At 61.5% G+C, this 22030-nt stretch carries 19 protein-coding genes; all 19 read right to left on the bottom strand.

What is annotated here, in order from left to right; all coding sequences use genetic code 11:
- Positions 1–35: 35 nt before the first annotated feature.
- Entirely contained in the window at positions 36–917 is an 882-nt protein-coding gene (locus EFB14_RS29890; protein ID WP_126830223.1) for an ABC transporter permease, read from the bottom strand.
- A gap of 11 nt (positions 918–928) precedes the next feature.
- A complete protein-coding gene (locus EFB14_RS29885; protein WP_125847657.1) occupies positions 929–1747 on the bottom strand; it encodes an ABC transporter ATP-binding protein in 819 nt (272 codons plus the stop codon).
- Positions 1748–1838: 91 nt separating this feature from the next.
- Positions 1839–2852 (bottom strand): ABC transporter substrate-binding protein, encoded by a 1014-nt coding sequence (locus EFB14_RS29880; protein WP_126830221.1) that lies wholly within the window; start codon positions 2850–2852, stop codon positions 1839–1841.
- A gap of 252 nt (positions 2853–3104) precedes the next feature.
- Positions 3105–3665: an FMN reductase gene (gene msuE, locus EFB14_RS29875; RefSeq protein ID WP_126830219.1), complete on the bottom strand. Its 561-nt coding sequence runs from the start codon at positions 3663–3665 to the stop codon at positions 3105–3107.
- Positions 3666–3703: 38 nt separating this feature from the next.
- Positions 3704–4687, bottom strand: a complete 984-nt coding sequence (locus EFB14_RS29870) for a ketopantoate reductase family protein (RefSeq protein ID WP_126830217.1) — start codon at positions 4685–4687, stop codon at positions 3704–3706.
- Between the two features lie 2 nt (positions 4688–4689).
- Positions 4690–5886, bottom strand: coding sequence for an acyl-CoA dehydrogenase family protein (locus tag EFB14_RS29865; RefSeq protein ID WP_126830215.1), 1197 nt, complete (start codon positions 5884–5886; stop codon positions 4690–4692).
- On the bottom strand, positions 5886–6989 hold the full coding sequence (locus EFB14_RS29860; protein ID WP_125847647.1) for an LLM class flavin-dependent oxidoreductase: 1104 nt from the start codon (positions 6987–6989) through the stop codon (positions 5886–5888). Before EFB14_RS29860 ends, EFB14_RS29865 begins: the two co-directional genes overlap by 1 nt.
- Before the next feature lie 142 nt (positions 6990–7131).
- Complete coding sequence (locus EFB14_RS29855; RefSeq protein ID WP_126830213.1) at positions 7132–8223, bottom strand: LLM class flavin-dependent oxidoreductase; 1092 nt, start codon at positions 8221–8223, stop codon at positions 7132–7134.
- Entirely contained in the window at positions 8220–9923 is a 1704-nt protein-coding gene (locus EFB14_RS29850; RefSeq protein WP_125847643.1) for an ABC transporter ATP-binding protein, read from the bottom strand. Before EFB14_RS29850 ends, EFB14_RS29855 begins: the two co-directional genes overlap by 4 nt.
- Complete coding sequence (locus tag EFB14_RS29845; protein WP_125847641.1) at positions 9902–10747, bottom strand: ABC transporter permease; 846 nt, start codon at positions 10745–10747, stop codon at positions 9902–9904. Before EFB14_RS29845 ends, EFB14_RS29850 begins: the two co-directional genes overlap by 22 nt.
- On the bottom strand, positions 10744–11754 hold the full coding sequence (locus EFB14_RS29840) for an ABC transporter permease (RefSeq protein WP_125847639.1): 1011 nt from the start codon (positions 11752–11754) through the stop codon (positions 10744–10746). Before EFB14_RS29840 ends, EFB14_RS29845 begins: the two co-directional genes overlap by 4 nt.
- Before the next feature lie 37 nt (positions 11755–11791).
- The gene (locus EFB14_RS29835; RefSeq protein ID WP_126830211.1) at positions 11792–13444 is read right to left on the bottom strand and encodes an ABC transporter substrate-binding protein; all 1653 of its coding nucleotides are present in this window, start codon (positions 13442–13444) and stop codon (positions 11792–11794) included.
- Positions 13445–13629: 185 nt separating this feature from the next.
- A complete protein-coding gene (locus EFB14_RS29830; RefSeq protein ID WP_126830209.1) occupies positions 13630–15930 on the bottom strand; it encodes a molybdopterin guanine dinucleotide-containing S/N-oxide reductase in 2301 nt (766 codons plus the stop codon).
- A 41-nt stretch (positions 15931–15971) separates the two neighbouring features.
- Positions 15972–17348 carry an FAD-binding oxidoreductase gene (locus tag EFB14_RS29825; protein WP_126830207.1) on the bottom strand — a complete coding sequence of 459 codons (1377 nt, stop codon included), beginning with the start codon at positions 17346–17348 and terminating at the stop codon, positions 15972–15974.
- Between the two features lie 110 nt (positions 17349–17458).
- Entirely contained in the window at positions 17459–18061 is a 603-nt protein-coding gene (locus EFB14_RS29820) for a 2-hydroxychromene-2-carboxylate isomerase (protein WP_126830205.1), read from the bottom strand.
- A gap of 11 nt (positions 18062–18072) precedes the next feature.
- The gene (locus EFB14_RS29815; protein WP_125847628.1) at positions 18073–18639 is read right to left on the bottom strand and encodes a TetR/AcrR family transcriptional regulator; all 567 of its coding nucleotides are present in this window, start codon (positions 18637–18639) and stop codon (positions 18073–18075) included.
- 860 nt (positions 18640–19499) lie between these two features.
- Positions 19500–20243, bottom strand: a complete 744-nt coding sequence (locus EFB14_RS29810) for an ABC transporter ATP-binding protein (protein ID WP_125847626.1) — start codon at positions 20241–20243, stop codon at positions 19500–19502.
- On the bottom strand, positions 20240–21097 hold the full coding sequence (locus EFB14_RS29805; RefSeq protein ID WP_125847624.1) for an ABC transporter ATP-binding protein: 858 nt from the start codon (positions 21095–21097) through the stop codon (positions 20240–20242). Before EFB14_RS29805 ends, EFB14_RS29810 begins: the two co-directional genes overlap by 4 nt.
- Positions 21094–22029 carry an ABC transporter permease gene (locus EFB14_RS29800; RefSeq protein ID WP_125847622.1) on the bottom strand — a complete coding sequence of 312 codons (936 nt, stop codon included), beginning with the start codon at positions 22027–22029 and terminating at the stop codon, positions 21094–21096. Before EFB14_RS29800 ends, EFB14_RS29805 begins: the two co-directional genes overlap by 4 nt.
- Position 22030: the final 1 nt, after the last annotated feature.

The raw sequence follows: 22030 nt of genomic DNA, 5'->3' as shown, positions 1-22030 counted from the left end.
TCCGGCCTTCCGAACGCTTGGGAGGATGGCCTCTATTATTGCGCGTCGACATGCTGCTGCGGACGCCATTTGGCGAGGCGGTTCTCGATGATCGTCATGATGTATTCGGCGACAAGCGTCACCACCATGACAAGCAAGATCGCGGCGAACATGCCGGCCGCATCGAAGGTCCCCTTGGCGATCGAGATGAGCTGGCCGATGCCGAAGCGGGCGCCGACGAACTCGCCGACGATCGCACCGATGATCGCAAAGCCAAACGACACGTGAAGGCTGGCGAAGATCCAGCTCATAGCCGAGGGGATAACGACGGTGCGCGTCACCTGCCAGTCGGAGGCGCCGAGAATGCGAGCATTCGCGATCATGTTCCGGTCTGCTTCGCGCACGCCCTGGAAGGCATTAGCGAAGACCACGAAGAACACCATGATGAAGGCGAGCGCCACCTTGGAGGGAAGTCCCAGCCCCATGATCATGATGAAGATTGGGGCGAGGACGACGCGCGGGATCGAGTTGATCGCCTTGATATAAACCGAGAAAATATCCGATAGGAAACGGTTGCGGCCAAGGCCGATGCCGACGAAGACACCGGTGATCGAACCGGCGAAGAAGCCGATCAGCGCTTCTTCCATCGTGACCCAAAGATTGTACCAGAGCGAGCCTTCGGTCGTGCCCTCGGTTGCCCACTCGTAAAGGCGCGCGAGAACGCCGCTCGGGCTGGAGTAGAAGAAGGAATCGATCCACTCCATGTTGGAGGAGAGCTCCCACATGCCGATGACGAAGGCGAGAATGGCGATCTGCCAGAAGCGGACAAGCGCGGTGCGTCGCTTTAGCGCCTTCATCGCGGATGCCTCGATTTCCGCGTCCGAGGTTCCCGGGCGAAACACCGCGGCGGAGCCCGCGACAAAAGTTGTATCAGTCATTGTCCTCTCCCTCAGGCGGCTTCGCTTGCACGGCGGTAGCTGGTTTCCACCTCTTCGCGCAGGTCGTCCCAGATGGTCTTGCAATAGGCGATGAAGCTCTGCTCGTAGCGGATCTCGGAAACGACACGCGGCCGCGGGAGATCGATCGAGTAGACGGATTTCACCGTCGCCGGGCCTGCCGTCAGCACGTAGACCTTGTCGGCGAGCGCAACGGCTTCCTCGAGGTCGTGGGTGACGAAGATGACCGACGCCTTGCGCTCGGCCCAAAGCTTCAACAGCTCTTCGTGCATGACGGTGCGCGTCTGGACGTCGAGGGCCGAGAACGGCTCGTCCATCAGCAGGATCTCAGGCTCATTGATGAAGGTCTGCGCCAATGAGACGCGCTTTCGCATGCCGCCAGAGAGCTGGTGCGGATAGTGATGCAGAAACTTCGAGAGGCCGACGCGCGCCAGCCAGTCCTTGGCACTCTTTTCGGCTTCTGCCTTTGATTTTCCCCGAAAAAGCGGTCCGGCCATCACATTGTCGATCACGTTCCTCCAAGGGAAGAGCGCATCGGTCTGGAAGGCGAAGCCGACGCGGCGGTCGATGCCGGTGATCGGGCCGCCCATCAGGCGAACCTCTCCGGCGCTCGGACGGGCAAGCCCGGTCACCAGGTTGAGTGTTGTCGATTTGCCGCATCCGGTCGGGCCGACGACGGCAACGAACTCGCCGCGTTCGACGGTCATGTTGAAGTCGCGGAGGGCTGTGAGGGATTTTCCGGTTGGCGACACAAAGCGGCGGCTGACATTGATCAGCTCGACCGCAGGCGTCTTCATGTTTTCCTGCTGCATGGTGATACCTATGCGTGCCTCTACGGGCGTGCACGCAGTGCCCATAGCGCGCTGCGCTCCCGCCAAACGGCGGGAGCCGTCGCGACAGAAGTTACTTCGCGTTTTTGACGAACTCGGTCGTGTAGGTCTTTGAAAGGTCGATTTGCTTGCCCTTCACGTTCTTGGAGAACTCGGACAGCACGGCCAGAACCGTCTTCGGGCCGTCGTCGGGCATCACGCCATCTGGAGTGAACATGCCCTTTCCTTCTTCAAGCGCCTTGATGTATCCATCCTTGTCGCCGACGTAGAAATCCTTCGGCATCTTGTCGGCGATCTCGGTCGCCGAATGCGTGTTGATGAACTTTAGCGTCTTCACGAAGGCATTGGCGAGCTTCTGGGTTTCTTCTTTGTGCTCGTTCACCCAGGAGCTTTCGAGATAGAGCGAGGCCGCCGGATAGGTGCCGCCGAGCGCCTGGCGCGTCGCATCTACCGTGCGCATGTCGACGAGAACCTTGGCTTCACCCGTCTTCAGCATACGCGAGATGGTCGGCTCGGTGGTCATGCCTGCCTGGATCTGATCCTGCTGCATGGCGGCGATGAACGTACCGCCGGCGCCAACAGGGACCGTCACGACATCGCCCGGCTGCAGGCCGGCCTTCGATGCCATATAGAGGGTGAGGAAATTGGTTGAGGAACCGAGGCCGGTGACGCCGAGGTTCTTGCCCTTGAAGTCGGCCGGCGACTTGATCTCGGGATGCTTGGTTGAGACGAGCTCCACTTCGCCCGGCGCCTGGCTGAACTGCACGATGGATTCGACGAATTTGCCCTTGGCCTGCAGGTCGACACAGTGGTCGTAGAAGCCGACGACGCCCTGAACGGCGCCTGCCAGAAGCTGGTTTTCGGCATCGACACCGGCAGCTTCGTTCAGAAGCTCGACATCGAGGCCTTCATCCTTGAAATAGCCGAGGTTCTCGGCGAGCTTGGCCGGCAGATAGATCTGCTTTTCATAGCCGCCGACCATGATCGTGATTTTGTCGGCAGCGTGCGTGGCCGAAGCGCCTAACGATGCTGCGGCTGCAATTGCAGAGATAGCAATTCCATTGAACAATTTGCGCGTGAACCGCATAAAAGTCTCCTCCAGGTAAGTTGAGCGCACCGAATTTAGCCACGGACATTGTGTCTCCTCCACGATGCGTGAGCTTTGCGTAGCCCAACGAAGCTTTCAACCGGCTTTCAGGAATGGCCAGCATCTTCAGTTAGAGGTCATTTGCGGGAGGGCGATATACTGCCTCAAGGTGAGCGGACGTCCGACGTAGCGGTTTGAACGGCCTCGCTGCCGTCCCACCACTCAAGCGCAACATTCGATGAGGAGTGGTGTCTACTCCGCGGCTTCACGCGTCGGCACTCGTCCCGGGAAAAAGACGTCCACCTCGCTCACGGCTTCCTCGATCCGCTTGCTGAGGTGCTCCGATGCAACAGCATAGTCGAGGAAATCATGATCCGATGCATAGACGGCCGTTGGCAGGGTGTGAGCCATAAAGAACCCGAACAGGGGGCGAAGTTGGTGTTCTACCATCAGCGCATGACGATTGCCGCCGCCTGTTGCGGTGATGAGTATCGGCTTCGACTTCAGCTCATGAGGATCAATGAGGTCGATCAGGTGCTTGAAGAGGCCCGGGTACGAGCCCTTATAAGTCGGCGCGCCGATGATAAGGATATCGGCGGCGACAAGCTCTTGCAGCACATGTTGTGCCTTTTCATCGAGCTGCTTGCGCCAAAGGGCAGAGCCAAGCGAGGGCCCGACATCTATCATGTCGTAGATGGCGATGTCGAAGCCATAGCGGCCGCTCACGAGTTCGGCGACATGCCGGACCAGCGATCGCGTTTTCGAAGGTCGGCTGAAGCTCCCTGCCATCCCGACGATCTTTGGGTTTCCCATGTCTTTCCTCTCAATCCCGTTACAAAACTGGATCTAACTTAGCCGGCAATACCGCCAACGATTTCGGCGATATCCCTCGTGCCCGGCTGCCGGCCTTCTAGCGCAAGCCTTGCCGCGGCCTGTTGAAAGGCTGCATTGAGAGGAGCTGCGATGCCGTAGATACGGGCGAGCCTGACAATCTCGCCGTTGAGATAGTCGACCTCACTTGTGGTGCCACGGGTGAAGCTTTGCCAAGTCGATTGTTGGCCGGGCTTGATGCCGCTCTCTGGTGCGACGCGCCAGGAAGAGATGTCGATCTTCCACTCCGAAGGTGCAGCTGGATAATAGCCGGCGGCAATGAGAACAGCGCGTGCCTCTTGCGCCAGGCCGGCTGCGGCCTTTGAGCGGAGCTCGGGAGCGCCTGCGAAAAGCTCGACCGCATTGGTGACGTTGTGTTCCAGCTTGGCTGCCTTCCATCGCCGGATGTCGGGGCGCGCTTCGACAAGATAACCCGCCTTTGCAAGATCCGCGACAATCGACAAAGCCCTGTGGTCGAGCCCTTCGGGGTAGCGTCCCAGGGCGACGATGCCGACATTCGGCTCGCCCCCGACGACGACCTCGCCGGTGACGGTGTAGCGCGCCGGAATACGAATGCTGGCCGCATAAACACGATCGAAACGCCGCAGCGCGATGTCTTCCGCAGCCAGCCCATTTTGCAGCGTCACGAGAGGCAGTTCTGATGCAAAGCCTGCACCCTCGACCTGCCGCCAGGCCCAGAATTCCGTGGCCGACTCGACATCCTGCGCCTTGACCGCAAGGACCAGAATATCATCCGGCTGAAGCGCCGGTGGCGCGGCCGTGTCGGCGGTGTTGAGCCGGAGCACACGGTGTCCGCCCGGCCGGCGATACGAGAGACCGTGAGCGGCGATATGGGCAATCTGGGCGCCGCGCCCAACGAGCACATAGGGGATGCCATGCGTTTCGAACTCGGCCGCGAGGCTCGCGCCGACTGCGCCGGCACCGATGATGATGTAGCGTGTCATGATCAGGCCGTCTTCAATACGGTGAGATTGACCGGAGGAGCCAATGGCGTGTCCTTTTCGCTCTTCCAACGTTCAAAGGCGGCGCGCCCGAGAATGGAAATGGACGTGTCTTCCTGCGGGGCATGGACGAGCACTGACTGAATGTCCCGGAAATGGCGCTCGAGCCCCAGTTCGTTCCCGAGGCCGGGATTGCCGATGCCGCGAACGGCGATCTGCACCGCGTCGCGCAGCTGCCGGCCGGCAAGCAGCCGGGCCCGAATGTGCTTTTCGGCCTCGGCTTGCTTGTCCTTCAGGGCGTCGAAAATGATCTGCCGGGCACCGGAGACGAGGAGGTCGATTTCGCCGGAAAGTGTCACGAAGCGTTCCGTGCGGGCAATCGGATGGCCAAGGTTGGTTGGAACGCGCTCGTGAGCAAAGCGGATGAACGCCTCCTGAGCGGCTTCAGCCACCCCAAGATAGAGCGCGGTCAGCGCCAGCGTGATCGCCGCATGGGCGCGGTTGTCCTGCTGTGCGACGGATGGATCGACCAGATCGATGACATTTTCCAGCGGGATTTCCACGTCGGTGTATTCGACATCATGGGAGCCTGAGGCTCGCATGCCAAGGCTCTTCCAGTTTTCGATGACGCGAATGCCCGGGAGCTTGTTTGGAACGACGAATGTTCCCACCCGGGCCGACGTTTCATCGGTGTGCGCCCAGACGAGAAAATGGGTCAGACCGTGTGCGCCTGTGACGAACCGCTTGCGGCCGGTGATCGACCAGCCCGATGCGGCACGGCGGGCAACCGTTGCCGGCAGGCCGCCGCGGGCGGGCGACCCGAGTTCCGGTTCGACACGCGCGGCGTTGAGCAGCAGTGGATGCTGCTTGGCCTGTTTAATCAGGCGTTTGTAGAGGTCCTCGGGCCAATGGCTCTTCGTTGCCTGACCGAGGTGGCTGAAGATCGTCATCGCGCTGATCAGTGCGACCGACGGATCACCCCGTCCGAGGGCTGCAAGGATCGTCGCGGCCTCGTGGAGGCTTGCGCCGGCGCCGCCATATCTCGTCGCGACAGTGCTTTCGAGCAGGCCGCTTTGATGAACCGCACGGATGCCCGTCCAGGGAAAATCCCCCGTCCGGTCCGCCTCGGGAGCTGCGTCCGCAAGCGCGCGCGTCGTGGCGCTCAGCAGGCTTGGATCGAAAGCTGTGTCGCGCGCGATCATCAGGCTGCGGCCTTCTTCTTTGCCTCTTCCCGCTCGCGTATGCCCTCGCGCACCAGCGGCAGGATATAGCGGCCGTAGTCGACGGCATCGTTGAAATTGTCATAGCCGCGGATGGAGATCAGGTCGGCACCGAGATCGATATAGTCGAGGATTGAATCGGCAATCGTCCGCGGTGATCCGACGAGCGCGGTCGTGGCGCCGGAGGCATTGGTCGCCGTGACCGTCGGATACCAGAGGGCGCGATCGTGGACGTCGCCACGCGCGGCGATATCAAGGAGGCGCTGCGAGCCGACATTGGCGGGGCGCGGGGCGGATGGCGGCGCGCGATGAAGGCCCCTTTCCCTGTTGTCCTTGAGACGGTCGAGCACTCGGTGGGCCTTCTCCCAGGCCAGTTCGTCGGTTTCAGCGACGATCGGGCGGAACGTCACCCAGATCCGCGGCCGGTCCGTCCTGCCTGCCTTAGCCGCCTCGGCGTAGATACGTTCGATCTGCTGCCTGGTTTCCGCCAGTGGCTCGCCCCACAGCCCGAAGATGTCGCCGAGCGAGCCCCCGATCCGGTAGGCGGCATCCGACGACCCGCCGACCGAGATGGGGATGGTGCCATTCGTGGGGCGCACTGCGCTGCGGAACTGCTTGAACTGGTAGTATTTGCCATCGAAATCGAAGGGCTCGGTCGAGGTCCATGCGAGGCGCAGGATACGAATATATTCTTCCTGCCGCTCGTAGCGCTGTTCCTTGTTGAGGAAGTCGCCCTCGCGCGCCTGCTCCTCGTCGCTGCCGCCGGCAATGAAGTGGACGACGACACGGCCGCCGCTCAACTGGTCAAGCGTGGCAAGCGATTTGGCAGCAACCGTCGGGTAGACGGTATTAGGCCGCAGCGCGACGATGATCTTGATGTTCTTCGTATGCGCCAGAACGGTAGCGCCAAGGGTAAAGGGGTCAAAGGACGACGACGAGTAGGGGATCAGCGTATAGTTGAAGCCGTAGTCATCGAGGGCGCGCGAATAGCGCTCGAGATAGCGGGGATCGACCGGAGCGTCCGGGATGGGATTGAGGTCGTTCGAGGCGTTGGGAAAGCTGACGCTGATGAATTCCGCGGTCATGGGAGCTCCTCTGATTGTCGATGGTGGTCGAAATTTAGGCGGCAGACAAAGGCTAAGGAAGACAGGTCTTTCTATTTACACTGAAACTATAGAAAATATCTCTAACTGAGGGCGACCGGCATTTAAAATTCCAGCGGGTGTTTTACCAATCCGGCAACCAGCCAAGGCTCGGGGCGACGGTCCCGGCGAGGTCGGTCAGCAGATGGATATTTTCAGCGAGGCCGAAGGCCGGCGGCAGGAAGAGAACGATCTCGTCGGCCGCAGCGAGCCCGGGATCACTGAGCACTGCTTCGATTACCTGGTCCGGTGTGCCGTGAAAGACCGGCGAGATCTGGCTTCCCGGCGGCTGGTTGGTCCGCGAGTTCGGTTCGAGCGCGCCCTTCGGCCGCGATGCGGCGATGCCCTGGGTACGTCGCTCGAGATCATAGGCTACATATTTTTCGCGAAGCTCTGGCGTCGTGCCGACCAGGACCGAGGCCGCCACAGCGACAGGCGGCGGCTCGCTTGTCCGCTGCTTTCGCCAGATGGCCCGGAAAGCCTCGATACAACGGGCCTGATAGCTTCCGAAGCTCTCACCCTCGGCGTGATCATGCTGTACGGTTCCGGCGATCAGCCCGATGCCGAGTTCGGCGGCCTGGATCGCTGACCCGAGGCTGGCGGAACCTTGGCGGATGCGCGAGCGAAGAGTCGGACTGTGCGGCGTTACCCTCAGTTGGCTGCCTTCCACGACAGCCTGGCCGGGCTTTGCGACGGTGTGCAGAACCTCGCCCGAGATCGCGGACAGAAAACGCGCCTGACGGCGCTTGGCTTCCGTCCTGGCGTCGGTTTCGACCGTGCCGAAGACGGCATCGAAGGCTGCGTTCGAGCCGGTCGAGATCGCCAGTTCCAATCTGCCGCCGATCAGGAGGTCGGTCGTGCCTGCGGCTTCCGCCAGCAGAATGGGGTCCTGATAGCGCATCGGAATGACGGCCGAGCCGAGCATGATATGGCTGGTATGCTGACCTGCCGCGGCAAAGAAGGGCAGTGGCGAGGATAGATAGTGGTCGAAATGCCGCTGATAGGCCCAGCCTGACTGGTAGCCCAGACGTTCGGCCGCCTTGAAAAGCTCGATGCCTTCCCACAAGCCATGGGCTGGGCCGGTGTCATCGTTGAACGAGACGCGCGTGTTGAACCCGAGCCGCTTCTTCGGACGGAATGACGCGGACGGTGCCGGGGCGGTGGCGACGGCGGTCATGCGATCTTTTCCTCATTGAAGATCTGCCGCTGCTGCAGGGGCTGGGTTCGCGCAAAACGCGCGGCCCCTGACGGGATCGATTCCAGCAGCGAACGGGTATAGGGCTGGCGGGGCGTGTCGAAGATCTCTCCGACAGTACCGTGCTCGACGATGCTGCCGCGCTGCATGACCGAGACGGTGTGGGCAAACTGGCGCACCAGCGCCAGATCATGCGACACGAAGATATAGGTGAGCCCGAGCTTGACCTGCAGCGACAGCAGCACTTCGACGATATCGGCCTGAACGCTGACGTCGAGCGCCGAGGTAGGCTCGTCAAGCACGATCACATCGGGTTTCAGGACAAGCGACCGGGCAATGGCAACGCGCTGGCGCTGGCCCCCAGACAAGGCGGCGGGCTTGCGGGACAAGAGATGCTCCCCCAGCCCGACATCTGCGAACGCTTTGCGCACCGCGAGTGCCCGCTCCTGATGTGTCCCGATCTTGAAGCGGTCCAGCGGCTCGCGCACGATTTTCTCGACGTTCCAGGTCGGGTCGAGGGATGTGAAAGGGTTCTGATAGACAAGCTGCAGGTGCCGCCAGACAGAGCGAAGCTGCTCGGGGGACCGACCGTTCACCTGTTCGCCGCCAACGGCGATCTTTCCGGTGTCGGGTTGCTCCAGGCCGAGCAGAAGCCGGATTGCCGTTGTCTTTCCGGATCCGGACTCCCCGACCAGCGCATGCGTCGTTCCCGCCTGAACGTCAAAGGAGACGTCGTTGACGGCGGTCAGAACCTTGCCGTCGACGGTGAAGTTCTTCGTTACGCCGCTGACCTCGATCTTCGGTGTCTTTTCGCGGTTGGCGCTGAGGTGCCGGAAACCAGGCTCCCGCAATGGCCGGTACCGGTCCGGGTTGAGGGCTGGCACATCGCCATGCAGTTTTCTGGCGTAGGACGAGGAAGGGGCGGAGAATACCGTAGCGGTGTTTCCGGATTCCTGGATGGCGCCGTCCTTGAGAACCACAATGGAATCCGCGCGCTCGGCTGCGATCGCCAGGTCATGGGTGATCAGGAGAAGGCTGATTTTCAGCTCCTCCTGCAGCTTCGACAAAAGGTCGAGAATGCGCTTCTGGATCGTCACATCGAGTGCGGAGGTCGGCTCGTCTGCGACCAGCAGCGACGGCCGCGGCAGAACGGCGAGCCCGATCAGAACGCGCTGGAGCATCCCGCCTGAAAGTTGATGCGGATAGGAGTCGTAGACACGCTGCGGATTGTCGAGCCCGACCTGCGCGAATGTCTCCAGGACAAGTGCCTTGCGAAGCGCCTTGTCCGGTTCGTCAAGAAGTGCGGCAGCTTCCATTGCCTGCGCGCCGACGGTGCGAACCGGGTTCAGGGAGTTGCCCGGATCCTGCGGCACGAAGCCGATCCTGCGTCCCCTGAATGGACGGAAGCGTCGCTCGGGAAGCGCCAGAAGCTCCTGGCCGTCGAATTCGACGCGGCCGGTGGCGTGTCCCGTTGTGGGAAGCAGCCGCAGGACGGCGCGGGCGATGGTCGATTTGCCCGATCCGGATTCGCCGATCAGCGCGAGACTTTTGCCGCGTCCAAGCTCGAAGCCGACATTGGTCACGACCCTGTGGGTGCCATAGGCCACCGACAATCCTTCGGCCCGCAGCAACGGGGACGATGGGCGATTCAAAAACGTGGTCAGTCTGTCTTGCGGAGCCATCGGCTGATCCTGTTTACAGAGAGAACGGTTGCGATCGTGACGAGGGCCGGGGCGTAAACCAGCCAGGGCCATTTGAGGTAATCCTTGCCGATCGAGATCAGCAGGCCCCAATCGGAAGCAGGCGGCGGGTCGCCGTAGCCAAGGAAGGCAAGACTGGCGATCACCAGAATGGAATCGCCGAACTGCAGGACGGCGAGCGGAAGCACCGATCGCGATGCGTTCGGAAGCACGTGGCGCCACAGAATATGCCAGCGCGATCCACCGAGCAGGAAGGACGATTCGACGAATGTCGCCTGCCTCGTCTTGATGACTTCGGAGCGCATCACCCGGGCAAAAAGGGCAACGGCGGAGACGCCTGTTGCGATTGCCGCATTCGTCGTGTCGAAACCGATTGCGGTGACGACGATCACTGCCAGCAGGAATTTGGGGATTGCCAGCAAGACATCGACGAGGCGGGCAAAGACCGTGTCCACCCAGCCGCCGAAGAAGCCGGCCAGCAGTCCGATAATTCCCCCGGCGACAACGCCGATCACGACCGCGATCAGCGCGCTGGCTACCGATGAGGCCGTGCCATAGACGACGCGTGCGTAGAGGTCACGGCCGAGATGATCGGTGCCGAACCAGTGCGCTGCACTTGGGCCGAGCAATTTCTGGGCGGGGGTGCCGTTCACCGGATCGTAGCCGGTGAACAGGCCAGGGGCCAAGGACCAGGCGATCGCCAGAGTGACGATCAGGAACGAGAGGATGACGACCGGCGGCACACGCAGCCCCGTCAGACGGCCGACCAGTGTCGTGGGCGTGGAAGAAAGAGAGGCGAGCGTCATGGGGTCACCGCCTTGGAGATGGGGAGAGAGCTGTCATCAGCGGTCGTCGGGCGACGGTGCTGCGTGCCAAGAAGTTTTACGCGGGGATCGAGCAGCGGATAGGTCAGGTCGGCGATCAAGTTGACGACCACGAAAACCACCGCGGCGAGCGAAACGACCGCCTGTAGAACCGGCAGGTCCTGAGTGCTGACGGACCGCTGCACCAGGCTGCCAAGCCCGTTCCGGCCAAACACCGTCTCGGTGATTAGCGATCCGCCGAGCAACTCGCCAATCGTCAGAGCGACGACGGTGATGACCGGCAGCGATGAAGGCTTCAGCAGGTGCATGACGAAGAGCCGCATCTGACCAAGCCCTCGGCCGCGTGCGACGGCGGCGTAGTCCTGGCCGGACTCATGGTCGAGATTGGCAATCAGGACTTCGGCAATCTGCGCGGAGATCGGAATGCCGAGGGCGATCGCTGCAAAAAGCGTTGCCCAGAAGCTGTCGGGCTCGATGACGCGAAAGACGCCAAGCTGGAAACCGAAGAGGTGGATCAGCACCAACCCGATCACGAAGTTCGGAACCGACAGGAACAGCGAGGGGACGCCGCGCAGCAGGCCCTGGCCGAACCGCCTGGGCAGAAATTGTGTGCCGTAAGCGATGATCGCTGCCAAGAAAAGTGCAACCGCGAGGCCCGCCGAGGCAAGCACGAGCGTCGATGGCAGAACCTCGCCGATCAGCGTCGCCACCGGCCTGTTGGTCCGCATGGACAGGCCGAGATCGCCGGTCACGAAGCCGGAAAAGGCGTTCCAGAGCTGCACGGGGATCGGTTTGTCCAGTCCCTGCGCAGCGATGATCTCCTTGATCTCATCCGGCGTGAAGCCGTTCTGCGGGTTGTTCAGGACATTGGTGATCGGGTCGCCGGGCAGGATGCTGACGACGATGAAGGTGAAGACATAAGCCAGCAGGATCACGACGATCGCCTGTACGAGGCGTTTTGCTGCGTAGTTGAGGTAGGCTTTGCTCATGCCGTCACCTTCTTACGTTGCTCGGTTGAATTGCGGGTTATTCGCTTTTCGTGGCCGTGTAGTAGCTGGCATAGGCGACGCCGTTGTAGACCTCGCCCTTGAGCTTGGGCGACTGCACGTAAATGCGCTGGACGATCTGCGTTCGCGGAATGAAATAGCCCTGGTCGAGGACGTATTTCTGCAGCTCGTCGAGAAGCGGCCCGCGAGCCTCGATGGAGCCAGCCCCAGCGATCTTGTCGCGTAGATCGTTGAGGGTCTTGTCGCTCTCGTCGAGCGCAAACCAGTTCTCGCCATTGTTGGCGTTGGTCAGAATGCCGGCGACGGTGCCGGCGTCGATGAAGGAGCGCGTCACCTCATATGCCGGCACTCCCGCGCCGCCATACTTCACCTTCTGGCCGTAAGTGACGACGTCATAGGCGCGGATATCGACCTTCCAGCCGATCTTGCCGAGCTGTTGCGAAATCAGTTCGTCGATCGATTTCGATGTCGCGAGGTAGGGGTTCGAGTTCAGCGTCAGCAACAGCGGCTTGCCATCCTTGACGCGGACGCCGTCTGCTCCCTTCTTCCAGCCTGCCTCGTCGAGAAGCTTCTCCGCCTTTTCAGGATTGTAGGCGAGGAGCGCGCTTTGGTCGGTCGCACCCGGAACGTTGCTCTGGATGAACGACGTCGCAAGCTTCCAGTCGGGCGTATAGACGGTGTCGATGATTTCCTGGCGATTGATGCCTGCCTGAAGTGCCTGGCGGACCTTCACGTCGTCATAGGGGGCAAGCTTGGTGTTAACAGCCCAGCCGTTGACGAAGCCGAGATAGCGGGGCGTGGCCACCGTGAGGCCTTCCGACTTGAGGGACTCGAGTTCCTGAGGCGATGCGTTATAGGCGACGTCGGCCTGGCCGGACTGGACTGCCGCAACGCGCAGCGAAGGTTCCGAGACAAGCTTGTAGGTGATCGTATCGAGATGGGCGGGACCGGTCTGACCCACCGCTGCCGGGCCCCAGTTGTAATCTTTGCGCCTGGCGAGCTTGACGTAGTCGCCTTCCTTCCAGGACTCGACAACATAAGGGCCGCTGCCGGAGGTCTTGCTCAAGTCTGCCTGGCTGCTCGCCGGCGAGGCGATGGTCTTCGGGGAAATGAGGATCGAGCCGTGGTAGCCGAGCGTCGGGATGAAGCCTAGGGTCGGCTTCTTGAAGAAGACCTTCACGGTTGTCGCATCGACAGCTTCGGCATGATCATAGGTCTTGGGAAACAGGCCGATCGGATTGATGCCCTCGCTCTTGCGCCCGGCATACCAGATGTCGAGATTTGCGACGACGGCTGCAGCATCGAGCGCGCTGCCATCAGAGAAGGTCACGCCGCCCTTCAGATGCAGGGTGAATTCAGTCGCATTGTCGTTCTGCTCCCAACGCTCGGCGATCCACGGGCTGACCTTGCCGTCGGCATCGACATAGAGAAGCTTGTCGGTCACATGGCCCCAGATATGGCCCTGAAAGCTGGAGATCGCGCTATTGTTGGGGATCCAGGTGTCGCCGAGTGAGTCGATCAGGAAGACGACGTCTCCGCCATCATGCGCTCCGTCCTCAGCCAATGCCGGGGTTACATTCGCGGTCGCGACCAGCGCGGCAAATGCCAGTGCAGAGGTGGCGGTCAGCAGACGACGCCGGGAAAGAAGAGGGCGAGTAGAACGGTCGTTCATAAAGCGGTCCTGTTTGGTTGCCGGGGCTGATTTGAACAGGAGCCTATGTGAGCGGATCGGTTTGGAGAAAGACTGGTTGTTCTTTTTCTATCAAATTTGTAGATTATTTTATCAGCGCAATCTGAAGCACGAGGATCAGGATTTCCAGTGTCCGTTCGCCCGCTGAGGGTACGGCTCCTGCCGGTCTATTTGTCGATGAACGTCATTCCGTCGAGAATGCGCACGGGCGGCAACTCCCCGACAAAGCGCTCGACATCGACCTTTGTCAGCTGCCCGGTCGAGGCCTGGGCAAGCTGAGACGTACCGGTATCGCGGGTGAGAATATTCGGATTGCCATGAAGGCACATGGCAATCTCGGCATCCGCATCATCAGGCTCGAACCACGCGCCGGTGGCAAGCTGCATCACGCCAGGTTTTACATCCGTGCTGATCACCGCAGCCGCCAGGCAACTGCCGCGGGCGTTGAACAGCCTGACGATATCCCGGTCCGAAATGCCACGCTCTGCCGCATCTGCAGGGTTGATGCGCACCGGTTCGCGGCCGTCGATCTTGGTGGAGCGGCTGAAGTCGCCATAATCAAGCTGGCTGTGAAGGCGCGAGCGGGGCTGGTTGCAGACGAGATAGAGCGGATAGCGGCTCTCCGCCGCCCTTGTCGTCGGGTTCGGTTCAAACCAGCGCGGATGGCCGCGGCAATCGTCATAGCCAAAGCTCTCGATCGTTTCAGAGAAGATTTCGATCTTGCCCGATGGCGTCGGCAGCGGATTGGCGTCCGGATCAGCCCGGAATGCGCGCGCAGGGCCGCCATCGTCAGGCTTTACCGGGAGCTGCAGTTCGCCCATCTCCCAGAAGGTTTCGAAATCCGGCGCCGGATGACCGCCGGCAGCGAGCGCCGCGCGTGTGGTCTCGAAGAGGAAAGCGAGCCACTCATGGCTCGACCGGTTCTCGGTGAATGCGCCGCGCTTGCCGAGGCGCTCTGCGATATCCGCGAATATCTCGTAGTCGTCGCGTGCCTCGCCGACGGGTTCGATCAGCCTCTTCATCGCGATCATCATCGGATCGCGATCGGCCGCACCAATATCGTCGCGCTCAAGCGTCGTGGTCGCGGGCAGGACGATATCGGCGTGGCGTGCCGAGGACGTCCAGGCCGTTTCATGCACGATGATCGTCTCCGGCGTCTTGAACGCCTGGCGAAGCCTGTTGAGATCCTGATGATGATGGAACGGGTTACCCCCGGCCCAATAGACAAGGCGGATGTCAGGATAGCGCAGAGCCTGGCCATTGTAGTGGAACGGCTCTCCCGGGTTCAGCAGCATGTCGGCGATCCGTGCGACGGGAATGAAATCCGGCACCGGATTGTGGAATTGCTTGAGCGTCGGCAGGGGAACGGCGAGCTGGCTTTTGCCGATGTTGCCAAGCGCGCCGAGCGAATAGGAAAAGCCGCCGCCATCGAGCCCTATCTGGCCGAGCATGGCCGCCAGTACGATCCCCGTCCATACCGGCTGTTCGCCGTAGTCGGCGCGCTGTAGGGAATGGCTGACGGTGATCAGCGTTCGGGCATTTGCCATGCTGCGCGCCAGATCCACGATCGTATCGGCAGCGATACCGCAGATCCCGGCTGCCCATTGCGGGCTCTTCTCGACGCCATCTTCGCGTCCCAGCAGATAAGCCTCGAAGCGTGGATAGCCTGTCGTATAGCGGTCGAGAAATTCCCGGTTATGCCGCCCCTCGCTGACGAGGACGAAGGCGATGGCGAGCATGAGCGCGACATCGGTTCCAGGGGTGACCGGCAGCCAATCCGCATCGAGATCGGTCGCAATATCATCCTTGAGCGGGCTTACGAGGACGAAACGCGCGCCGCGCGCACGGGCACCGCTCAGCGCCGGGCGCACGACATGCCGGGTGATGCCGCCGCCATGGACATCGGTGTTCTTGACCGCCATGCCGCCGAAGGCAACGATCATTTCGCTGCTGCGCTCGATCGCGTCCCAGGTGACGCTCTTTCGGTCGAGGGTATCGTAAGGACCGAGCACATGCGGAATGATGACCATCGCCGCGCCCGAACTGTAGGTATTGACCGATCTGACATATCCGCCGAGCACGTTGAGGAAGCGGTGGATCTGGCTTTGGGCATGATGAAACCGCCCTGCGCTGGACCAGCCGTACGAGCCGCCGAAGATGGCCTGAGGTCCAGCTTCGCCGTGAACGCGGCGAAGCTCATTGGCGACAAGATCGAGTGCTTCCGGCCAGGTGACCTCGACATAACCGTCACTCCCGCGCTTCCCGGCATTATCGGGCCTGGCTTCAAGCCAGCCGCGCCGGACGGCCGGGCGCCGGATGCGGGCGGGGCTATGGGCGATTGCGGGCAGATTGCCAAGGATGGGAGATGGGTGGGGGTCGGCGGGATGCGGACGGATTTCGAGAGCTTCGCCCTGATGCCGTCCATAGAATGCACCCCAATGAGAGCTGTGGGGTTTGAAGCCGTCCATCGCACCGTCTCCCGCGACAAGGGTGGAAAGATCGACAACATTCACACCGGCAGGATCTTGCCGGGGTTCATGATGCCTTTGGGATCGATGGCGTGCTTCAGCAGGGCCATCAGATCGACGGCGTTTCCGTGTTCCTGACGCAGATAGCCGATCTTGCCGGTGCCGACGCCGTGTTCTCCGGTGGACGTGCCGCCGACGGAGATTGCGTGTTCGACCATCTTCTTGTTGATGGCCGCGACCTCGGCAAGCTCCGCCTCGTTGTCGGGATCTACGGCGAACACCACATGGTAGTTGCCGTCGCCGACATGGCCAAGAATGGCAGCCGGAACACTGCAGTCCTGCAACAGGGCGCGGGTCTTGAGAATGCAGCCGCTGAGTTCCGACACCGGAACGCAGACATCGGATGACCAGCCCTTTGCATTCTGTCTCTGCGAGACGACTGCGTAGAAGGCGTTATGGCGAGCCTTCCAGAGGCGATTTCGCTCTTCCGGCGCATTGGCCCATTCGAAATCCCTGCCACCGTGATCCTTGACAATGTCCGCAACCAGCTCGACCTGTTCCCGAACCGAGGCGGGCGATCCGTGGAATTCAAAGGCGAGGGTATCTTCAATCTTGAGCGAGAGGCCGGAATAGGCATTTGCGGCAGCAATTAGGCCGCGGTCCATCAGTTCCATCCGCGCGACTGGGATTGCCAGCTGCACGACGGCGATCGCGGCGCTGACCGCCTGCTCCACGCTCCCGAATGAGCAGAGGGCCGCCGAAATGGTTTCCGGAACGCCCTGGAGCCGCAAGGTCACTTCGGTGATGATGCCGAGCGTACCCTCCGAGCCGACGAAGAGGCGGGTGAGGTCATAGCCGGCAGACGATTTGCGTGCCCGACCGCCGGTGCGAATGACCTGGCCTGTCGGTAGCACGACGGTCATCGACAGCACGTTCTCGCGCATGGTGCCGTAGCGCACGGCGTTGGTGCCCGAAGCCCGCGTCGCCGTCATGCCGCCAATCGAAGCGTTGGCGCCCGGGTCGATGGGGAAGAACAGGCCCTGGTCGCGCAGATGCGCGTTGAGCTGCTCGCGCGTGACGCCGGCCTGGACGGTGCAGTCTAGATCCTCGGCGCTGACACGAATGATCTGCGACATCTGCGAAAGATCGATCGACACGCCACCGCGCACCGCGGTCAGATGTCCCTCGAGCGAGGTTCCGGCGCCAAAGGCGATGACGGGCACGCCTGCGGCGGCGCAGAGCCGGACGGCATCGGCCACGTCGTCAGTGCTTTGCGCGAATATGACGGCATCCGGAATTGCCGGCGTGTGATGGGATTCGCCGCGGCCATGCTGCTCGCGCAGCGCCTGTGAGATCGAGAAGCGATCACCGAACCTCGCCAGCAATTGGCCCGATAGCTCAACGGACAGGAGGCCCATAGTTCACGTCCCTCTTTCGGGTGTTGACAGTGCCAACCGAAATCGTGCCATGCCATCACGATCAGGCACGGATGCAGATTGACCGTCACCAAGTCTCACCAGGCTGGCGGTCAGACGGCGATCTTCTCGCCGTTCAGGTGGCGCTCAAGGAATGGCAGGCTATCCTGCCCCCAGTAGAGCTCGTCTTCGTAACGAAACGTCGGAAGGCCGAAGACGCCGGTGTTCTTGGCGCTTTCGATGTTGGATCTCCAGATCGATTGGGTGGCCTCGGCCTGGGCGCATTCTTCCAGCTTTGTCCCGTCGATCCCTACCGAGTTGGCGATTGCCTGGCGCACCTCGCTCCGGCCGATATCCGCCGCGTCCGTCCAGAATGCCGTCTGCAGCGCGCGCGTGAGCCCGAGCCAGTCCAAGCCGTCCTCGATGGCCGCGATGACCATGAAGCCGGCGGGCGTCGGATCGGACAGGGCAGCGCGATTTTCGAAGTTCAACGTCTTGCCGCGCAGGACTGCCCAGCGCTTCAGGTCCTTGGTCCAGTAGGCGCGCCGGGCTTCCGGCCTGTTGCGCGAATAAATGCCGCCGTTGTCTTCGATCAGAGAGATGACGTGCGGCCGGATCACGGCACCATGCCTGGAGGCCATTTCTGAAAAGGCATCAAGGCCGATGAAAGCCCACGGCGAGCCGATACCGAAGAAGTAATCAATAACCTTTGCCATGTTCCGCCTGTTCATGACCTCGTTGAAGGACGCGCCGCGTCGAATACGAAAAGCGCGCAGTCCCTGGCGGTCAACACAGCCTGGGGATCGCGCCCGACGGCAACTGTCGCCAGGGCGCCCTCGTAAAGAAGGGAAAGATGAGCGGCCTGCTGAGCGGTCCCGGCACCCGACCTTTCCATCAGCGCACGAAACATCTGGCTGACGGCCGCCTTGTGGGTGCGCGCGACGGTAACAACGCGTTCTGAATCGCCGTGCTCGGCCACTGCCAGAGCGAACGCGCACCCACGAAACTCGGGGCTGTCCGCTTTCTCATGCAGCCGCTCGAAGATGAGATTGAGCTGATCCCGCGGGCTTGGGACCTCGTTCAGAACCTCTTCCAGCGAACGGATAACCCGCTCGTGACGGTCCTGAAGATAGGCCGCGACAAGATGATCCTTGGAGGGGAAATGCCGATAGAGCGTTGCCTTGGCGACGTTGGTTTCTTCGATTATGCGGTCGATGCCGACAGCGCGGATGCCTTCGCGATAGAAGAGGGCGCCGGCAGACGCGAGGATGTGATCTGAAATGGAAGCTTTCATCGAACTGCTTGCGGAGCCTTCTCGAAACAGCGCGCCCTAACATGCGAGTGCGGCGAGAGAGATTTCTATGCGGGCAAACCCTTGAGAGAAAGACAGGTCATTCCGTTTGGATGCGTGGTTGGGAATATTTTTGCGCCGACGCATGTAGAAAAGTCTTTGGACCTGCGACCGTGGACCTGTATGCCGGACCCGCGCTGCCGGGGTAAACATCGCTATCACCGAAATCGATCGGCCAAACGCCTAAGCAGCCATGTATTCCCCGGCTTCGGCAATTGTAGGCGGACCTCTCGAAAGCTGGATCAACGGTTCGCATCCGTTTAAGGCGTGCAACGCCTCTATCGGCTTTCTGTAGCCGCGGGCCCTAGACTTTCCCCGTCTCGACGAGCAGCGCCTGTAAGCGCTTCCGACGCCGCCACTCGTCCTCGGAGAGGACGTCGGCGTTCGACGGGCGGCAGCCGTCCAACACTGTTCGCCGCCCGAAAGAGCTCGACTACCAAAACCCCCACCCGATCGAAAGCATCCGCCATCAGCTCATCGCATTTCCGGAAACGGTCTGGGTGATTTCTGTTACGAGGCGATGGGTTTGTTCCGACCGCGCCATTGCAACGCGTACTTCGATCACGTTCATTCTCCGGCCTTCATTGTGAAACTGCCGACAAAGCGACGGAGATGACAACTTGGGCGAAAGAATAAATGCGTCGCCGGCCGCGATTTCAGAAAACCACTCAGTCCTGCTGTCGGAAAGGAGTTTCTCTCACGCTGCTCGGTCGTTCTCCGAGAGATACGCAACATACTGGATGGAGGCAACTGGACGGTAGGCGCGATCTGGCCGCCCTTTCTAAAAAATCTCGGGAGAGGTGCTACGCCCGACCATACATCCTGCTCGCCCGCAGCAGTCGCTGCGAATATGGATGCTCGACTGCACCTCGGCGCAAGGCCTCGATATCGACCTCCTCGACGATCTCGCCGGCTTTCATGATGGCGACGCGGCTGCACATGTGGGAGACGACGGCAAGATCGTGGCTGACCAGCAGATAGGTAAGGCCGCGCTCGGTACGCAGATCCTGCAGGAGATTAAGGATTTCGGCCTGCACCGACACATCGAGCGCCGACGTCGGTTCGTCCAAAAGCAGAACGTCCGGGTTGAGCATCAATGCTCGGGCGATCGCGACGCGCTGGCGCTGCCCGCCGGAGAGCTGATGCGGAAACCTGTAGCTCAGCGCCGGATCGAGCCCGACCGATCTCAGCACCGCGTTGATATCGACGGAGTTCGCAGCCAGTCCCTGGTTGCGCAGCGGTTCCTTCAGCTGCGAACGGATGGTCTTGCGCGGGTGAAGCGATCCATAGGGGTCCTGGAACACCATCTGCACCCGGCGAAAGAAGGGTCGGCTGCGTTGCCGGTCCAGCGTCTCGCCCTGGAGCTCGATGCGACCGTCATAATTGGCGTTGAGGCCGGAGAGAGCTCTAAGGACCGTGGACTTTCCGCAGCCGGACTCGCCGACCAGACCGAACGCCGTTCCCTTTTTGATGGCGAGGTTTACGTCTCTGACAACCGGCCTTTGGCCGTGTGCGAAACGGATGGTGAGGTTGTCGATCCTGATCATCGCGGCCGCTCCAGTGCGAGGTCGTCAAGCCAGGCGGGATCCCGCTTCAGGATCGGCAGTCGGGCAGGCGGATCCTCGATCGTCGGCAGGGATGCCAGCAACCCTTGCGTATAAGGGTGTCTGGCCTTGTCGAGATCGCGCGCCTCGAGCACTTCCACGACGCGGCCGGCATACATGATGAGGACGCGGTCGCAGAAATGCCTGATGAGATTGAGGTCGTGACTGATGAAGATCAGGCCGAGATTGCGGCGGGCAACAAGTTCGTCGAGCAGAGCCAGAATCTCCAGCCTGACTGTGACATCGAGCGCCGAGGTCGGCTCGTCGGCGATCAGCACTTCGGGTTCGGCAATCAGCATCATGGCGATCATCACGCGCTGGCCCATCCCACCCGATATCTCGTGCGGATAGAGGCGGGCCACGCGCTCTGGATCGTGGATCTGGACGGCTTCGAGCATGTCGAGCGCTTGGCTATCGGTTTTTGCCTTGCTCACCTTTGGATGATGGAAGCGGTAGGTTTCGGCAATCTGTTCGCCGATCCGCATGACCGGATTGAGCGAATATTTTGGGTCCTGCAGGATCAGGCCGATCCGCCGCCCCCTGACGGTCATCATCGTCCGTTCGTCTGCCTTCATGAGGTCGACGTCGCGAAAGCGCATCCGTTCGGCGCTGACCTTTGCTGTCGGGGGCAGCAGCTTCATGATCGCGCGACCAACGGTGGATTTTCCCGATCCGGATTCACCGACGATGCCAAGTTTTTCCTGTCCTAGCTGAAAGCTGACGCCGCGCACGGCCCGTACTTGACCACTGCCGAAAGCGATTTCGAGGTTTTGAATGTCGATCAGGGTGTCAGTCATTCCGAACCTCTGGGATCAAGTACATCACGAAGCGCATCGCCGACGAGGTTGAAGGCCAGGCTGACCAGCGCGATGGCAACGCCGGGTGCTGCGATCACCCACGGACTGTCGAGCATGAACTCGCGGCCGCTGGCGGCCATGGAGCCCCATTCCGGCCAGGGCGGCTGTGCGCCGAGGCCGAGGAAGCCGAGGCCGGCGGCAGTGATGATGATACCGGCCATGTTCAGGGTAACGCGGACGATCACCGAGGGAATGCACATCGGCAGGATGTGGCGGGTAATGATCGCAATCGATGTCGCGCCCTGCAGGCGCACGGCGGCGATATAATCTGCCTTGCGAAGGCTGAGCGTCTCGGCGCGCGCCAGGCGGGCGATCGGCGGCCAGGCCGTCAGCGAGATTGCGATGATCGCGTTGGTAATGCCAGGCCCGAGGGCTGCGGCAAAACCCAGTGCCAGCACCAGCCCTGGGAAGGAGAGGAAGATATCGGTGATGCGCATCAGGATTTCGTCGACGATGCCGCCGAAATAGCCGGAGAACGTGCCGATCAGCAGTCCGACCGGTGCGACGATGATCGTGACGAGCATGATGATGTAGAGCGTCGTGCGGGCGCCGTAGATCACTCGCGCAAAGACGTCGCGACCGAAATTATCGGTGCCGAGAACATGGGTTGCCGAGGGGGGAGCAAGCCGCCCCGCCATGTCCTGCACGATCGGATCGTAGCTGGTGAGCAGAGGGGCAGCCAGAGCAACCACGATCAAGAGCACGATGATGACGAGGCCGGCCAAGCCTAGCGGGTGCAGGCTGAATTTCAGCCATCCCTGATGGATCTGCTGCGTCGACGACTGAAACCAGCCCTGAGGCTCCGGTGCCAGCAGCCATTTGCGAAAGCCGCCGGCGTCGGCGCTGTTTGCGTCTTCGGTGGAGATCGTCATG

Source organism: Rhizobium fabae, from assembly GCF_003985135.1.
Lineage (GTDB): Bacteria > Pseudomonadota > Alphaproteobacteria > Rhizobiales > Rhizobiaceae > Rhizobium > Rhizobium pisi.
This window is presented reverse-complemented; position numbering and strand designations above follow the sequence as displayed.

Excerpts from the sequence above, each read along its gene's own strand:
- EFB14_RS29855 (WP_126830213.1), bottom strand. The coding sequence starts at position 8,223 with ATGACCGCCGTCGCCACCGCCCCGGCACCGTCCGCGTCATTCCGTCCG.
- EFB14_RS29845 (WP_125847641.1), bottom strand. The coding sequence starts at position 10,747 with ATGACGCTCGCCTCTCTTTCTTCCACGCCCACGACACTGGTCGGCCGT.
- EFB14_RS29850 (WP_125847643.1), bottom strand. The coding sequence starts at position 9,923 with ATGGCTCCGCAAGACAGACTGACCACGTTTTTGAATCGCCCATCGTCC.
- EFB14_RS29865 (WP_126830215.1), bottom strand. The coding sequence starts at position 5,886 with ATGATCGCGCGCGACACAGCTTTCGATCCAAGCCTGCTGAGCGCCACG.
- EFB14_RS29815 (WP_125847628.1), bottom strand. The coding sequence starts at position 18,639 with ATGAAAGCTTCCATTTCAGATCACATCCTCGCGTCTGCCGGCGCCCTC.
- EFB14_RS29840 (WP_125847639.1), bottom strand. The coding sequence starts at position 11,754 with ATGAGCAAAGCCTACCTCAACTACGCAGCAAAACGCCTCGTACAGGCG.
- EFB14_RS29880 (WP_126830221.1), bottom strand. The coding sequence starts at position 2,852 with ATGCGGTTCACGCGCAAATTGTTCAATGGAATTGCTATCTCTGCAATT.
- EFB14_RS29830 (WP_126830209.1), bottom strand. The coding sequence starts at position 15,930 with ATGGACGGCTTCAAACCCCACAGCTCTCATTGGGGTGCATTCTATGGA.
- EFB14_RS29800 (WP_125847622.1), bottom strand. The coding sequence starts at position 22,029 with ATGACGATCTCCACCGAAGACGCAAACAGCGCCGACGCCGGCGGCTTT.
- EFB14_RS29860 (WP_125847647.1), bottom strand. The coding sequence starts at position 6,989 with ATGACCGCGGAATTCATCAGCGTCAGCTTTCCCAACGCCTCGAACGAC.
- EFB14_RS29835 (WP_126830211.1), bottom strand. The coding sequence starts at position 13,444 with ATGAACGACCGTTCTACTCGCCCTCTTCTTTCCCGGCGTCGTCTGCTG.
- EFB14_RS29805 (WP_125847624.1), bottom strand. The coding sequence starts at position 21,097 with ATGACTGACACCCTGATCGACATTCAAAACCTCGAAATCGCTTTCGGC.
- msuE (WP_126830219.1), bottom strand. The coding sequence starts at position 3,665 with ATGGGAAACCCAAAGATCGTCGGGATGGCAGGGAGCTTCAGCCGACCT.
- EFB14_RS29825 (WP_126830207.1), bottom strand. The coding sequence starts at position 17,348 with ATGGGCCTCCTGTCCGTTGAGCTATCGGGCCAATTGCTGGCGAGGTTC.
- EFB14_RS29885 (WP_125847657.1), bottom strand. The coding sequence starts at position 1,747 with ATGCAGCAGGAAAACATGAAGACGCCTGCGGTCGAGCTGATCAATGTC.
- EFB14_RS29890 (WP_126830223.1), bottom strand. The coding sequence starts at position 917 with ATGACTGATACAACTTTTGTCGCGGGCTCCGCCGCGGTGTTTCGCCCG.
- EFB14_RS29810 (WP_125847626.1), bottom strand. The coding sequence starts at position 20,243 with ATGATCAGGATCGACAACCTCACCATCCGTTTCGCACACGGCCAAAGG.
- EFB14_RS29870 (WP_126830217.1), bottom strand. The coding sequence starts at position 4,687 with ATGACACGCTACATCATCATCGGTGCCGGCGCAGTCGGCGCGAGCCTC.
- EFB14_RS29820 (WP_126830205.1), bottom strand. The coding sequence starts at position 18,061 with ATGGCAAAGGTTATTGATTACTTCTTCGGTATCGGCTCGCCGTGGGCT.